This window comes from Halorubrum ezzemoulense DSM 17463, from assembly GCF_002114285.1.
In the GTDB taxonomy this organism is placed as follows: domain Archaea; phylum Halobacteriota; class Halobacteria; order Halobacteriales; family Haloferacaceae; genus Halorubrum; species Halorubrum ezzemoulense.
In genome coordinates this window covers 1-14,923 of record NZ_NEDJ01000078.1, presented here as the reverse complement: position 1 = coordinate 14,923, position 14,923 = coordinate 1, and the positions used below count along the sequence as shown (strand labels likewise).

General features: G+C 68.8%; 14 protein-coding genes. 4 read left to right on the top strand and 10 right to left on the bottom strand.

All coding sequences use genetic code 11. From position 1 onward, the window contains the following. Positions 1-165: 165 nt before the first annotated feature. Entirely contained in the window at positions 166-1,482 is a 1,317-nt protein-coding gene (locus tag B9H04_RS15475; RefSeq protein ID WP_049932850.1) for an amidohydrolase, read from the bottom strand. Between the two features lie 89 nt (positions 1,483-1,571). On the opposite strand from B9H04_RS15475, the gene B9H04_RS15470 reads away from it, so the two are divergent. Further along, on the top strand, positions 1,572-1,916 hold the full coding sequence (locus B9H04_RS15470; RefSeq protein ID WP_049932849.1) for a dihydroneopterin aldolase family protein: 345 nt from the start codon (positions 1,572-1,574) through the stop codon (positions 1,914-1,916). Between the two features lie 184 nt (positions 1,917-2,100). After that, entirely contained in the window at positions 2,101-2,601 is a 501-nt protein-coding gene (locus tag B9H04_RS15465; protein ID WP_049932848.1) for a hypothetical protein, read from the top strand. Between the two features lie 73 nt (positions 2,602-2,674). Here B9H04_RS15465 and B9H04_RS15460 read toward each other — a convergent pair whose 3' ends face one another. The 6 genes from B9H04_RS15460 to B9H04_RS15435 all read right to left on the bottom strand — a co-directional run bounded on the left by B9H04_RS15460 (position 2,675) and on the right by B9H04_RS15435 (position 10,891). Continuing rightward, positions 2,675-4,039, bottom strand: coding sequence for an ABC transporter ATP-binding protein (locus B9H04_RS15460; RefSeq protein WP_049932847.1), 1,365 nt, complete (start codon positions 4,037-4,039; stop codon positions 2,675-2,677). Continuing rightward, positions 4,036-5,157: an ABC transporter ATP-binding protein gene (locus B9H04_RS15455; RefSeq protein WP_085682842.1), complete on the bottom strand. Its 1,122-nt coding sequence runs from the start codon at positions 5,155-5,157 to the stop codon at positions 4,036-4,038. The genes B9H04_RS15460 and B9H04_RS15455 overlap by 4 nt, the downstream gene beginning before the upstream one ends. Position 5,158: 1 nt before the next feature. Beyond that, a complete protein-coding gene (locus B9H04_RS15450) occupies positions 5,159-6,145 on the bottom strand; it encodes an ABC transporter permease (RefSeq protein WP_049932845.1) in 987 nt (328 codons plus the stop codon). Continuing rightward, a complete protein-coding gene (locus B9H04_RS15445) occupies positions 6,145-7,140 on the bottom strand; it encodes an ABC transporter permease (protein WP_222104443.1) in 996 nt (331 codons plus the stop codon). Before B9H04_RS15445 ends, B9H04_RS15450 begins: the two co-directional genes overlap by 1 nt. Positions 7,141-7,344: 204 nt before the next feature. Continuing rightward, positions 7,345-8,988: an ABC transporter substrate-binding protein gene (locus B9H04_RS15440; protein WP_049932843.1), complete on the bottom strand. Its 1,644-nt coding sequence runs from the start codon at positions 8,986-8,988 to the stop codon at positions 7,345-7,347. Positions 8,989-9,235: 247 nt separating this feature from the next. After that, positions 9,236-10,891, bottom strand: coding sequence for a GTPBP1 family GTP-binding protein (locus B9H04_RS15435; protein ID WP_049932842.1), 1,656 nt, complete (start codon positions 10,889-10,891; stop codon positions 9,236-9,238). Between the two features lie 162 nt (positions 10,892-11,053). Here B9H04_RS15435 and B9H04_RS15430 point away from each other — a divergent pair, with 162 nt between their 5' ends. Next, positions 11,054-11,902, top strand: a complete 849-nt coding sequence (locus tag B9H04_RS15430) for an HFX_2341 family transcriptional regulator domain-containing protein (RefSeq protein ID WP_085682841.1) — start codon at positions 11,054-11,056, stop codon at positions 11,900-11,902. A 294-nt stretch (positions 11,903-12,196) separates the two neighbouring features. On the opposite strand, the gene B9H04_RS15425 is transcribed toward B9H04_RS15430, so the two are convergent. After that, a complete protein-coding gene (locus tag B9H04_RS15425) occupies positions 12,197-13,207 on the bottom strand; it encodes a transcription initiation factor IIB (protein WP_049932840.1) in 1,011 nt (336 codons plus the stop codon). Positions 13,208-13,370: 163 nt separating this feature from the next. Between B9H04_RS15425 and B9H04_RS15420 the strand changes: the two genes are divergently transcribed. Next, positions 13,371-13,892, top strand: coding sequence for a DUF7858 family protein (locus tag B9H04_RS15420; RefSeq protein ID WP_049932839.1), 522 nt, complete (start codon positions 13,371-13,373; stop codon positions 13,890-13,892). Positions 13,893-13,919: 27 nt separating this feature from the next. Here B9H04_RS15420 and B9H04_RS15415 read toward each other — a convergent pair whose 3' ends face one another. Both B9H04_RS15415 and B9H04_RS15410 read right to left on the bottom strand, forming a co-directional pair. After that, positions 13,920-14,714, bottom strand: a complete 795-nt coding sequence (locus B9H04_RS15415) for a P-loop NTPase family protein (RefSeq protein WP_049932838.1) — start codon at positions 14,712-14,714, stop codon at positions 13,920-13,922. A 31-nt stretch (positions 14,715-14,745) separates the two neighbouring features. Next, positions 14,746-14,923, bottom strand: a 178-nt coding sequence (locus B9H04_RS15410) for a transposase (protein ID WP_211277045.1), incomplete at its 5' end; no start/stop codon positions are given.

The window sequence follows — 14,923 nt, the reverse complement described above, 5'->3', positions numbered from 1 at the left end:
CCCCAGTGTCGTCGGCCTCCTTCCGGTCGGCCGACTCCAGCGAGAATCGAAGATTCCCTGGCAGCCGGCGCTACGCGCCGGCGACCTCGCGCGTGCTGACGAGCGCCCGCAGGGCGCGAGTCGCACGCGCCACCGCAGTTCTATATATGAATAGCCGTGCGTCCGCTACGCCGAATCCACGCGGTCGACGAGGTCGCTCGCAGCGGCCGCGGCGCGCTCCTGTACGACCGCGGCGTCCAGCGTCAGCACCTCTCGGTCGCGCATGAGAATGTCGCCGTCACAGACCGTGTGGCGCACGTCGCTCCCGCGGGCCGCGTACGCGAGGTGCGAGACGGGGTCGTGGACCGGCGTCAGGTGCGGCGCGTCGAGGTCGACGACGGCGAGGTCGGCGGCCGCACCCGCCTCGATCCGACCACCCGGGAGTCCGAGGGCGTCCGCGCCGCCGGCCGTCGCCATCTCAACGACCGCCCCCGCAGGGACTGCGCTCGCGTCGTCCGCGGCGAGCTTCCCGAGCATGGCGGCGTCGCGCATCTCGTCGAACACGTCGAGGTCGTTGTTCGAGGCCGCGCCGTCGGTGCCGAGCGCGACGGTCACGCCGGCCTCGCGGAGCCGCTGAACCGGGGCCATCCCGCTGGCGAGCTTCATGTTCGAGGCCGGGCAGTGGACGACCGCCGTTCCCGATTCGGCGAGCCGGTCGATCTCGCCGCCGCCGACGTGAACGCCGTGCGCGAAGAAGTCGTCCGGGCCGAGCGCGCCGAGGTCCTCGGCGTACGCGATCGGTCGCTCCCCGCGCTCGTCGACGATCGGGTCGACCTCGTCCGCCGTCTCGTTGGCGTGGAGGTGGACCGGAACGCCCGCCTCCCGCGCCTCCGCGACCCCCTCGCGGAGGAACTCCTCGCCGACCGTCGTCAGCGAGTGCGGCATGAACGCCGTGCGGATCCGGCTGTCCGCCGCGTCATCAAGTTCGCGGGCGACCGCGAGGCTCTCCTCGACGTCCGCGCGGGCGTCGGCCGCGTCCTTGCCGACCGTCACGACCCCGTGGCCGAGCCGCGCGCGCAGCCCCGCGCGGTCGACGACGTCCGCGACCCGGTCCATCGCGAAGTACATGTCCGCGAACGCGGTCGTCCCAGATCGGATCATCTCCAGGGCGCCGAGCTCCGCGCCCGCCTCAACGTCGTCCGGCGTCAGTTCGGCCTCCGCCGGCCAGATGTCCTCGCGGAGCCACGGGTCGAGCGGTTTGTCGTCTGCGTACCCGCGGAGCAGCGTCATCGCGACGTGCGTGTGCGCGTTGACGAGCCCCGGGATCACGAGCGACCCCGACGCGTCGAGCGTCTCGTCGGCGTCGGGCGGCGCCTCGCCGTCCGCGCTCACGTCTCGTACCTCGACGATCCGCCCGGCGTCGCGGTCGATCGTCACGTCGGCCTCGGTCACGGAGCCGTCGGGGCGGAGGACGCGGCCGCCCGTCACGCGAAGCGCGTTCATACGGACCGATCCCGCTCCTCGAACCAAACGGCTTCGGTTCCGCCGGGCCCCTCCGAAGCCTCTTAGGCCGGCGCCGCCGCAGTGCGGGCATGGCAACCGACGCCCAGCAGGCGTGTTTCGAGGCCGGGATCAAGTTCGGCTCGCTGTACCACCAGTTCGCCGGCACGCCGGTCAGCCCGTCGAGCACGCGGAGCATGGAGGCCGCGATGGCGGAGGCGATCGAGAACCAACCGCACTGCGAGGCGGTGACCGTCGACATCCACGACGACCGCGTCGCCGACGCGATCGACCACGAGAACGGCTACACGGAGCTCACCGGCTCGCTGATGGACGTGGAGATGCGGATCGCGTACGAGGGCGTCACGGTTCACACGCGGATGGCGATGGAAGACGGGTACCCGCTGATGGAACTGGTCGACGTGGTCGACGACTGACGGCGAGTCGTTACGGTCCGGGGGCGCCGACTCGGCCGGTCCGACCGTCGCGGTCCGGAGAGTCAGGGCCAACTCTGTCCGACGCGGACCCGATCGCCGTCGACCCGAACGCTTAGTATCGCGACCCGCCTACCGCAATCCGAACGCGGCCGACGCTTCCGATTCCCCGCTTTCAGAGACGCCCATGGTCGACAGACGCCACGACGGTCGGACGGATCGAACCGGCTTCGACGAGACGAAGAACTACCTCTCGACCGCCCTCGGCCGCGTCGTACCGCGGGCGGTGGCGCGGCGCGCGCTCGAGGTGAGCGTCAGCACGGACGCCGCCGAGTACGCGCCCGACGAGCCCATCTCGATCACGGTCATCATCCGCAACCGCCTGCCGGTCCCAATCGAGGTCCCGACGACGACGCGTCGCTCGTGGGGGTGGGCGGTCGACGGCGTCTTGGAAGCCACCGACAAGCGACGCTACATTCGCGGTGAGGAGTCTTCGCTGTCGTTCCGCGCCGGCGAGACGAAGCGGGCGACGGCCACGTGGAACGGTCGCTTCCGCCGCACCGCTGACGACGGCGGGCTCGACCGATCGGTCCGGGCCGATCGCGGCGACCACACGATCTCCGTGTTCGTGCCGGTCCCCGGCGCCGACGAGCGCCACGAGGACGCCACGCAGATACGGATCCGCTGACGCCGCCGGTGACGTCAGCGAGCGGGCCGCCGAGGCGCCGCGCGGCGAGGTGATTTTTAAAAAGGGTCGGCGGTCAGTCGTCCGCTTCGGGCGCTTCCGTTCCGGGCCGCGCCGCGCCGCCTACCGTGGCCTCGTCTACCGCGGTCGCGACCGCCTCGTCGCGGCGCAAGTGACACGCCGAGTAGTGGCGGCCGTCGCCGATCTCCGACTCGATCTCGTAGGCCGGCCGGGCCGTCGCGCAGACGCTCTGGTCCGCGAACCGCTCGACGAGGATCCGCTCGGCGTCCTCGAACTTGTCGCGCTCGATGTGGCCCAGCGCCTCGTCGAGCAGGGTGCCCGCGTCGCCGCTCGGGACCGCGTCCTGGAAGTACCGCGACCGGAGGACATCCGGATCGGTCTCCTCGAACGCCCGGCGCTCGACCGCTCGCTGGAACTCGACAAGGTTCCGCCAGGCGCCGTCGCTCATGTCGTACTCTTCCGGCTGGATCACCTTCGGACAGCGGGTCCGGAACCGGCAGCCCGAGGGCGGGTCGATCGGCGACGGCACGTCGCCGGACAGGAGGGCGGTCCGCCCCCCGCTCCGCGGATCCGGGACCGGAATCGCGTCGAGGAGCGCCTGCGTGTACGGGTGCTGCGGGTTCTCGAACAGCTCCTCCTTGTCGGCGAGCTCGACGATGTTCCCGAGGTACATCACCGCCACGCGGTCGGAGATGTGGCGGATGACGCTCAGGTCGTGCGCGATGAACAGGTACGTGAGGTCGAACTCTTCTTGTAGCTCCTCCATCGTGTTGAGCACCTGCGCCTGGATCGAGACGTCGAGCGCCGACACGGGCTCGTCGCAGACGATGAAGTCGGGGTTCACCGACAGCGCCCGCGCGAGGTTCACGCGCTGGCGCTGCCCGCCGGAGAACGCGTGCGGGTACCGATTGTAGTGTTGCGGGTCGAGCCCGACCTTCTCTAACAGCTCCTTGGCGCGCGCCTCGCGCCCCTCCTCGTCGAGCATGCCGTGGGCCTTCATCGGCTCCTCGACGATCGGCCCGACCTTCATCCGGGGGTCGAGAGAGGACTGCGGGTCTTGGAAGATCATCTGCATGTTCTTCCGCATCCGTCGCAGCGGCTCGCCGGACAGCGATGCGAGGTCCTTGCCCTGGAAGTAGACGCTTCCCTCGGTGGGTTCAAGCAGCCTGAGGACGGTACGGGCCAGCGTTGACTTCCCGCAGCCGGACTCGCCGACGAGCCCCAGCGTCTCCCCTTCCTTGATGTCGAAGTCCACGCCGTCGACGGCGCGGACATCGGAGGTCGACCGGGAGACGTACGGGAACTCGTCGTCGAGCTGGACGCCCGCGAGGAGTCCACTCTCGTTGTCGAAGTGCTTCTTGAGGTTCCGCACCTGGAGGAGCGCCTCGGGGTCCGACTCTGGCGGGCCGACTTTGGTCATTCCGCCTCACCTCCGGTCTCGGTGAACCCGGCGGAGAACCCTCCGGTCGCCTCCGTGTCGATCGGGGGACTCGTGTCGTACCCGATGTCGAACGCGTCGTGTTTCACGCACGCGGCCGTGTGCGTCCCCTCGGCGTCCCCGCTCATCTCCCGCGGCTCGGGGTGGACCTCACGGCACACTTCTCGGGCCTCGGGACACGGCGAGTGGAACCGACAGCCGGAGGGCGGGTCGATCGCCTCTGGCATCACTCCCTTGATCGGCCTGAGCTCGTCGACTGTTTCGTCGGGGCGCGGCATCGAGTCGAGCAGCGCCGACGTGTATGGGTGTTTCGTGTCGTAGAACAGATCGTCCACCTCCGCCTGCTCAATTATCTCGCCGAGGTACATCACGTTCACCCGGTCGCAGATCTCCGCGACGACGCTCATATCGTGGGTAACCCAGATGAACGAAGTATCGTACTTCTCTTGGAGGTCCTTCACCATCTCCAGGATCTCGCCTTCGACCGTGACGTCGAGCGCGGTCGTCGGCTCGTCGGCGATGATCAGGTCGGGCTGACAGGCGAGCGCCATCGCGATCAGCACGCGCTGTCGCATCCCGCCAGAGAACTGGTGCGGATACTCGTCGTACCGCGACTCCGGCGCCGGAATTCCGACCTCCCGGAGAATGTCGATCGCCTCCCCTTTCGCCTCGTCGGTGCCGAGGTCGCGGTTAATTTCGATGAACTCTCGGAGCTGCCCTCCGACGGTGAAGACGGGGTTCAACGACTCCATCGGGTCCTGGAAGATGATCGCGATCTCGCGGCCGCGGATCCGTTTCCGCATCTCCTCTTCGGTGAGCATCTCGTCGCGCGGGCGCAACTCGCCGCCGCCGTCCTCTTCGAGGCCGAAGATCGTCTCGCCTTTGAACTTGATCTCGCCGCCGACGATCTCGCCGGGGCTGTCGACCAGCCGGAGGATACTGGAGGTCGCGACGGACTTCCCCGCGCCCGACTCGCCGACGAGCCCGACGATCTCCCCCTCGTGAACGTCGAAGGAGATGCCGTCGACGGCGCGGACCGTCCCGTCCTCGGTGAAGAACTGCGTCTTGAGATCGCGTACGCTGAGTAGTGGTTCGCTCATATCAGTTGTTGATCCGCGGATCGAGGGCGTCTTGGAGGCCGTCGCCGAGAATGTTGAAGCCGATGACGGTGATCAGAATCGCGATACCGGGGAAGATGCTGAACGTCGGCGCGGGGAGCATGTACCCCCGCGAGGCGGACAGCATCTGCCCCCACGATGGCGTCGGCGGCTGCGCGCCGAAGCCGAGGAACGAGAGTCCGGCCACGATGAGGATGCTTACCCCGACCTGAAGTGTCGCCTGGACGAGCACCGGGGCGAAGCTGTTGGGGATGATGTGCCGGAAGATGATGTTCCGGTCTTTCACCCCGGCCGCCCGCGCGGCCTCGACGTAGTCCTCCTCACGGATGGACACCACGCGGGACCGGATGAGACGGTTGAAAACGGGGATCGCGGTGATCCCGACGCCCACCATCGCGAACGTGAGGTCCCGGCCGAACGCGGTCATGAACGCGATGACTAAGACGAGGAACGGGATGGCGTAGATAGTCTCGGTGACGCGCTGGAGCACGTCGTCGATCCAGCCGCCGTAGTAGCCGGAGACCGCGCCGATGACGGTACCGCCGCCGAGGCCGATGGCGGTCGCGAGGAACCCGACCGTCATGGCGATCCGCGTCCCGTAGATTGTCCGGGAGAGCAGGTCGCGGCCCCGGTGGTCGGTGCCGAGCGGGTGTTCGAGTACGCCCTGTCCGAACTGGTTCTCCATGCCGACCGGCGGGAGCAGCCGCCGCACGTTCTGTGGGTCGGTCTCCGGATTATACAGCACCGCCTCAGCGATGGCGTAATCGAGAACGTAGTAGTCGAACGCGGCAAAGATCGCGACGAACGTCATGAACCCGACGATGTAGGTCCCGATCCGCGCCGTCGTGTCCTGTCTGACCTGCTTCAGCGTGTACCGGAGCCCGACGCGGGCCTCGACCTCGTCTGGCCCACCGCTCTCGTCGCTGTTGTCCGGCGTGTCGTCGTCCGAAGTTGCGCTGTTGACAGACATTACTCGTCACCGTATGTGACCCGCGGGTCGAGGTAGCTGTACGTGATGTCCGTGACGATCACGCCGATCACGTAGACGAACCCAAACACGAGCGTCGTGCCCATGATCAGCTGGTAGTCCTGATTGTTGATCGCAGTAATGATCAACCGGCCCATCCCCTGAATCTCGAAGACGGTCTCCGTGAGGACGGCGCCGCCGAGCGCGGTTGAGAGCCCCAGGCCAATGATGGTGATCACCGGGAGCTGCGCGACTTGGAACGCGTGCTTGCGCACGATCGTCGACTCGGGCACGCCGTACGCCCGAGCGAGCTTCACGTACTCGCCCTGGAGCGAATCGACCATCGACGAGCGCTCGATCCGGGTGATCTGCGCCATCTGGAGCGTTCCGAGCCCGATCATGGGTAAGAAGAGGTGATGCGCCGTCTGGCGTAACACCCCAATCCGCGTCGCTGCCCCCCGCACGTCCGCCGGGTCGGCCCACGGGAGGACGAGCCCTCGCGCGGGGAACCATCCGAGGTAGAACGCGAAGACGATGATCAACACCAGCCCGATCCAGAACGACGGCGTCGAGACGCCGATGAGCGAGACGATCCGCGAGACGTGGTCCGCCGGCTCATTGCGCCGCTTCGCCGAGATCACGCCGAGCGGGATCGCGGTGACGATCGCGAACGCGAACGCTGATAGCATGAGCAGCAGCGTCACTGGGAGCCGGAGCAGGATCATCTCCAAGACAGGGCGGTCGTAGTAGATACTAAGCCCTAGATCTCCCGTTGCGACGCCGCTGAGGTACGTGAAGTACCGAACGTGTATCGGTCGGTCGAGGCCGTACTGGGCCCGGATCGCCTCGACCTGCTCCTGTGCCGGCGTTGGCCCCAACATGATCTCGACCGGATCGCCGGGAATCTGGTTGGCTAGGAAGAAGGTTATCGTCACGATACCTATCAGTACGGGTATCGCCTGTGCGAACCGCCGGAGTGTGTACCGAAGTAAACTCACTGTCGTGGATCTCTTGTTGCTTCGACTCGGTTTTTGCTGTCGCTTATCTGTTTCGCTCCCGCCGACGTGCCAATTTGGAGCCGCAAGCGGGCAGCCGACCCCGCCGCCAACCGCCCAAGAGGGCACACTTACGGCCCAACCCGCTCCGAGCGCGCACCGCCCGGGTCCGCTCCGTGGGTCCGATCCCCAAACCTCCGGGGCCGGTTATCGGTTCACAGTGACGCCGTCCAGCTGGACCTCCGACGAGATCGGGTGCGAGCTGAAGCCCTCCACCACGTTGCGCACGCCGTAAGAGTTGTTCAGGTTGTACGCCGGCATGTGGACGCGCCCTTCGAGCAGCGTCGTCGTCGCGTCGATGTAGAGCTGGCGACGCTCCTCGCGGTCAGACGACTCGCGGGCCTGCGTCAGCATCTGCGAGGCCTCGTCGTAGTCGTGGAACGTCCCGTTGTTCGTGCCTTCAGTTTCTTGGCTCAGCAGGTTGTACGCGAACGTGTCTGGGTCCGGCGAGCCCGACCAGCCAAGGGTGTACATGTTGTAGTCGTCCTCGCTACCAGTGACGTACGCGTCGAGGAACGTCCCCCAGTCGAGACGCTGGACTTCGACATTCTGGAAGCCAGCATTCTGGAGCCCGTCGCCGATGGAGATGCCAATCTGCTCGCGCTTGTTGTCCGGCGGCACGATGATCCGCCAGTTGTAGTCCATCGAGACCCCAGCCTCCTCGAACAGCGCCTGCGCCTCTTCCAGGTCCTGATCGTGTTGAATGTCCGACCACTCGTCGGTCGGGAAGTCCCACTCCTCAGAGATCGAGGCCGGGTAGGGGCTATGTTGGCGGACGCCGGCCGGCTCGACGAAGTTCTCGACTGCTTGGTCCATCGAGACGCAGTAGTCGACCGCCTCGCGGACGAGCGGGTCGCTCGTCGGTCCCTCGCCGCAGTTGAACGCGAGATAGAAGTACCCAATCCCCGGCTCTTCTGTCAGCGTGGCGTTCTGGTTCCCTTCGACCGTCTCGTACAGCTGCGGCGGAATCGATTCGACGATGTCGACGTTCCCAGTCTCCAGCTCGGTGACCCGCGTCGTCTGTTCGACTATCGGCTCGAACTCGACTGTGCTGATCTCCGGGAGGTTATCGCTGTCCCAGTAGTCGTCCCACCGCTCCAGCGTCGCGTAGCTCTCCGGCTCCCACTCGGCGAGCCGGAACGGCCCGGAGGTGACCGGGCCCATGTTGTACGCGTCCGTGTCTTCCTGTCGGACGGAGGCGTTGACGACGTTCCGGGCCATGGCGATCGTGAACGCGCCGTACGGGTACGAGAGGTCGAACTGTGCGGTTTTCTCATCGATCACCTCCCCGGTATCGATCATGTCGACTTCTGATGCGTTCTCGGTCTGTTCCTCGACGGGCGCCAGCATCGTGTGAACGACATCTTCCGCGGTGACGGGATCGCCGTTCTTGAACTGGGCGTCCTCGCGGATCGGGACGATGAAGCGCGTGCCGTCGCGCTCGACCGTCGGCATGTCCGCGGCGATCTTCGGCTCCAGACTGACGCCGTCGCTGTACTCGTAGAGCCCGTCGAAAATCCGCCCGGCAATCTGCGCGGACGGCACGTCGTTCATGACGACGGGGTCCATGTCGAGCGGGCCCTTCGCCTGCGCGAAGTACAGGGTCGGGGCGCTACCGCCGTCGGAGCCGTCCGAACCGTCACTGCCGTCAGAGCCGTCGCCGTCTGAGCCGTCCGAACCGTCGCCGCCGTCCCCCCCACCGGCACACCCGGCGAGCAGGAGGGAGGTGCCGGCTGCTCCGCCGGCGAGGACCTTCCGTCGCGAAATGCGTTGTGTGTGTTGTCGACGCATACAGTCGTCCACTTGTTTCTATTTAATAAGTACTTTGGGTTGGCGTGGTCGTATGGTCATCTCTGTTCGCTTTGTTGTCCTTTTGTCCATACGTACTCCGTCGAACTCCGTCCGAATCAGGGAGAAACGGCTGCCATGATCCGAAATTTATTGATATATCAGTGGATAAAAATCGGACAAAATACTGATATTTTGCGTGCGGCACGCGACCGGCGAGTCAGTTTGAGTGCGGCACCCGACCGGCGAGTCAGCGCTCGCTCGGCGCCGCGTCCTCCGCGGCGTCTCCGGTGCCAGTCACCGTTCCGACCCCTTTGCTCGACCCCTCGCGGAAGACGAAGCGCTGTCCCTCCTCGATCAGGTACGGCCGGAACTTGAACCGGACGCGCGCCTCGCCGGTGTCGCCCGGGAGCAGTCGCCCCTCGTCCGGGAAGAACGCGGCCGCCTCAGAGACGGTTTCGAGGTGGACGACCGGCTCGTACCCCTCCTGAATCCGCGTCGGGTGGTTGAGTACCATCACCTCGGCGTCGAACTCGCGGACCGGTTCCGGCTCGCTGTCTCGGGGGACCAGCGCCATCCCGCGTTCGATCTCCGCCTCGTCGACGCCCTTCAGCGCGATGCCGACGATCCGCCCGGCCGTCGCCTTGTCGACCCGGTGGTAGTGCATCTCGATCGACCGCACCTCCACCTCGCGGAACGAGCCGTCGGGCATGGGCCCGAGGAGGAGCTCGTCGCCCGTCTCGACGGTCCCCGAATTCACCGTGCCGGACACGACGGCGCCCACGCCCGTCACCTTGTAGCTGCGGTCGACGTACATCCGGAAGGCCTCCCGGTCCGGCGTCGCGCGCTTCGGGAGGCGCTCGAACAGCCGGTCGAGCGTCTCGACCCCGTCTTTCGTCACCGCGCTGGTCCGCAGCAGGGGGACGACTCCGTCGCCGACCTCCGCGACCGCGGTGTCGACGCCGTGCCGGTCGACCAGCAGCGGGGTCTGGCCCGCGTCCCGGAGCATCGACTCGACCTCGCGCTCGACCGCGGCGAGCCGGTCGTCGCCCACGGCGTCCGCCTTCGTGATCGCGACGATAGTCGGGAGCTCGGTCGCCAGGAGGATGCCGAGGTGTTCGCGGGTGGTCTTCGTCGGGCCGTCGTCGGCGGCGACCACGAGGAGCCCGTAGTCCAGTTTCTGGCCGACGATCCCGCGGATCGTCGTCCGCAACCACGGCTCGTGGCCGACGGTGTCGACGAAGGAGACGAGCCGGTCGGCGGCCTCGACGACTCCCGCACGGTCGGACTTGCGGTGGGGGTTGTCCATCCTGACCGGCTCGTCGGCGCCGTCGGCGAAGCCGTACACCGCGTACGAGAGGTCGGCCGAGAGGCCGCGCTCGACCTCGTGGGGCTGGACGTCGAGGAAGCCCCGCGTGCCGCCCTGCCCGTCGTCGGCGCGCCCGGTGACCAGCGTCCCGACCAGCGTCGACTTGCCGTGGTCGACGTGGCCCGCCGTGCCGACGACGAGGTGGTCCTCGTCGGCCTCGAACACGCCGCCGTCGCGGAGCGTGGCGAGCCCCACGAGGCCCGCCTCGTCGCCGTCGCCGCCGGAGCCGGCGCTCCACGTCTCGGCGTCGGCGATGTGGGCGTCGGCCTCGTCGGCCAAAAGCGAGAGCACGTCCATGGTCTCGGAGAAGGCGTCGGGGGAGACGCCGGCCAACCCGCCGTCGTCGGTCACGCCGAGGACGTAGGTAGCCTCGCCGTCGCCGGAGAGGACACGGTGGCGGAGCTGAGCCACGAGCGACTCCATGCGCCCGTCGGCGAGGTGGACCTCGCGCGTCAGGCGCTCCTTGAACTCGATCGCGCCGCCGTCTCGCTCGCCGCGCTCGATGGCCCGCCGGAGGGCGGACCGGTCAGCGCTCATACCGACTTGTAGGCGACAGCCGGGCTTAACGGTTTTCGTGCTATGAGTCCTCACGTCACGTGATCGGTACCGAGGCGTCGGGAGCGCCCGGGAGCCGCCACCGTACGCTTGCCCGCCGACCCCCGACGCACCCTTTAAGCGGTCGCCGGCGGGAGCCGATGTATGGACACCTCGGTCCCCAGCGTCTCCGAACGCCGCGTCCACGTGGTCCCGCTCGGGTACGAGCGCGACCGGATCGTCGAACCGCTCCGCCGCCACGGCGCCGACGTCGCGTACCTCCTCGTCGACGCCCCGGACCGCGACGCCGCCCGCGGCGACGTTGACTTCGACGCCGCGCAGGCGGTCGACCCCGGTGACATCCGCATCGATCCCGACGGGCTCACGGCCTACCAGCGCGACGCGTGGGCGGCGGTCGCCGAGTTCGCCGAGGTCCGCGCGATCCCCGTCGCCCACGCGGACGTGTACGACGTGCTCGGCGTGACGACGACCGTCGCCGCCCGCCACCGGGCGAGCGCCGAGGACGGCGACCGGCTCTTCGGGAACGTCTCGACCGGACCGCGGATCGCCGCGGTCGGCGTCGCGCTCGCCTGTATGATTGTCGGCGCGCGGCCCTACAGCGTCGAGCCGGAGCGCCACCGCCACGACCGGCGCGAGGAACCGCTCACGACGGGCATCGAGCGCACGGTCGACCTCCCGATCTACCCCATGGACGCCCCAACGACCGACCAGGTCGCGGTGCTCGGTCGGCTCCACGACCGCGCCGAGGGGAACCTGACCACCGAGAAGTGGAATCTGATCGAGTGGGCGCGCGAGCGCGAGCTGTCGTTCCTCCGCGAGGCGGGGGAGAGCCGGACGGCGAAGTACCGCGCCTTAGAGACGCACGTCCTCTCGCCGCTGCGGGAGCGCGGCTACGTCGATCTCGAGGACATCGGGCGCTCCGACACGGTCCGACTCACCGAGACCGGTCGCCGGGTCTTCTTCGCGTTCAAGCACAAGCTCGACGGGCGGTAGCAGGGCGGCCCAGACGAAACGGTCGACACGCAAACCGCGAGTCGTCCGACCCAACCGTTTTGTTCGGTCTATCCGTACTGTCAATAGCTAACGTAGAATTATCCCCCGCACGTCGATCCAGATGCGTGACGCCCGCCGGACGGTCGGGGTGCCCTCCCTGCCCTCCACACCGCCTGTCCGCTATCAGCCGCCGGTCGCCAGCTCCCTCTCGGGGCGGCCGGTCCCCGCTGACGCCGCCGCGCCCGCCCGGCGGATCGTCACGGCCGACGGGTCGCCCGTCGGCGCTTCTCCGACTTACACCTCCGTCAGGTCGACGTAGGTCCGCCGGACGGTCACCGGCGTCACGCCGGCCACGTCCGCGGCCGCCTGCTGCGTACACTCCGCGTCGAGCTCCCGGGCCGCGGTGTACAGACAGGCGGCCGCGACGCCGACCGGGTTTCGGCCGTTGGCGATCCCTTCCTCGACGGCGCGCTCGGCCAGCTCGCCCGCCCGACGCTCGACGGCGGGATCGCAGCCGAGGTCGCTCGCGAACCGCGGGAGGTACTCCGCGGGACCGCTGGGCGCGATCGGCAGGCCGAGTTCGCGGTTCATCGCGTCGAAGGCGGCCTGGTGCTCGTCCTCCGTCGCCTTCGCCTCGGCGCACACCTCGCCGACCGTGCGGGACACGTCGGCCGTCCGGCAGGCGACGTAGACGCAGGCGGCCGCGAAGCCCTCCAGCGAGCGCCCGCGGAGCAGGCTCTCCTCCTGCGCGGAGTCGAACAGCGCACAGGCGGCGTCGCGGACGCTATCGGGCAGGCCCATGACGCCGGTGAGCCGCCGGACCTCGGTGTACGCGTACACCTTGTTGCGGTCGCGCTTCGTCGAGATCTGCGCGCGGTTGTGCTGGGTCCGCATCCGGGCGAGCCGGCGGCGCTTGCGCCCCTTCACCTTGGTCGACCGGCCGATCTCCGTCGAGAGCCCGCGGTCGTGGCGGGACCGCGTCAGCGGCGCGCCGGTGCGTTTCGGATCCGTGTCCTCGTCGTCGAACGACCGCCACTCGGGGCCGTGGTCGATCCGGTCGGCGTCCACGACCAGCCCGCAGTCGGCGCAGACGCGCTCCGCGCCGTCGACGCGCGTGCGGCCGCCGCACTCCGGACACGTCTCGCGGTTTCCGGTCTCGGCGGCGGACGCGGTCTCGGACCCCTCGGCGGCCGCTGTGCGGTCCGCGGTCGCGGCACCGTCGGCGGTCGCCGAGCGGTCCGTCGTCGCGACGTCGTCGGTCTCTGTACGGGGCGAACGAACGCGGGTCGAGCGTGCGTCACTCATCACACGTCGAACTCCGGCCCGAAGCCTTACTTAAACCCGGGCGAATCGGCGGTCAATCGGCCGGATCGGCGCCGCCGAACCGACCGGTTATCGGTCGGTGATCGCGGCGGCGACCGCGCCGCGGTACGGTGGTTTTAACATTTCGTGCGAGACACGAATCCGCATGACGCTGTCGGAGATCGCGGCGGGGGTCGAGGTGACCTCGCGCCAGCGCGATCGCGGAGTCGCCCTCGCCGACGACACGGAGACGCCGCTCGTCGACCGCCTGTCGGACCACGCCGAGTCGCTCCCGTGTACGTCAGAGGCGACCGCCACGCTCGTCGACGCCTACACCGCCGGCCGGAGCGTCGGCGACGCGGCGCGTGAGGCGGGCGTCAGCCCGATGACGGCCGCGAAGGCGCTCCACCGCTGCGGCGTCGCGGGCGTCTGTCCGCTCTCACCCACCGCACGTGACATCGTCCGCGACTGGCTCGCCGGCCGGACCCCCCGCAGCGAGGCCGTCGCGCTCACCGGCGGCGACGAGGCGGACTTCGCGCTGGCGACGTACGTCGAGACGCACGACCCGGTCGAGCCCGTCGCGGAGGCGGTCGACGCGCAGGTCGCCGGCTCCGCGCCGCTGGGAGACGGACTCGGCGCCGACGACCCCCTCGGCGACGCGCTCGGCTCCACCGACGGCCTCCGCTGAGCGCCGATCCCGTCTTTCCGCTCCGCGTCAGGGCGCGAACCGCTCGACGAGGCTCGGCTCCGGAAACTCCACGTCGAGCGTCGCGTCGAACGCCGCCTCGTACGCGGTCGCGATCGCCCGCGCGTACGCGTCATCCCCTCTAGCCGCGGTCGGCGCGGCCACCACCTCGGGATCGGTCGCCGGCACGCGGACGACCCCGTCGCCCTCCTCGCCGTCACCGCTCCCCGGTCGCTCGATCGCGAGCGTCGCGTCGAGGCTCCCGCCGACGTCGGCGATCCGGCCGCGGAGCCGCTGGGCCGCGTCGCGCCCGTGGACCGTCGCCGGCCTGACCGCGACCGCGCGGTCGACCGCCGTCGCGGCCGCGACGGCCTCGTTCGACCCGACCGGCGCGGCGTCGACGACCACCGCGTCGTACGTCGTCGCCGCCTCGCCGATCCGCCGCTCCAGCTTCCGGGCGGCCTCCGCCGTCTTCGCACGCGCGACGCGCTCGAACGGCGCTCGCGCGGGTATCGCGTCGACCCGTCCCGGGAGCTCCGACGCGTCGCGCTCGCCGTCCGCGGTCCGCCCGCTGTCCCCGCCGGTCCCGATGACCGGATACGCCGCCGCCGACAGCGCCGCGTCCGAGTCGTCCGTGAGGAGCGCCGTGAGGTCGGGGTCGATGCGCCCGCTCACGTACTCGGAGAGTCCCTGCGTCGTGAACGCGGCGTCGACGACGGCCACGTCGGCGCCGTCGCGCGCGCCCATCGCCGCCAGCTCGACAGTGGTCCGCGTCGTCCCCGCGCCGCCGGTCGCCCCGACCAGCGCGAGCGTCGTCGCGTTCATACGCCGGCCTCGCCGGAGGGTGTTCTTATACTCACGGACATAAATACGTAAACACATCTGGGATTTCGACCCGGTCGAGTGCAGAGAGAGCAGCCTCACGGAGATCGTCGAGTGTGTCAAACAGGCGGTTCCCAAGTTCTTGATCAAGTTGTCTCCAACACTCTTCCGCGGGGTTCAGCTCCGGTGAACCCCGCGGTAGGTAACAGAGT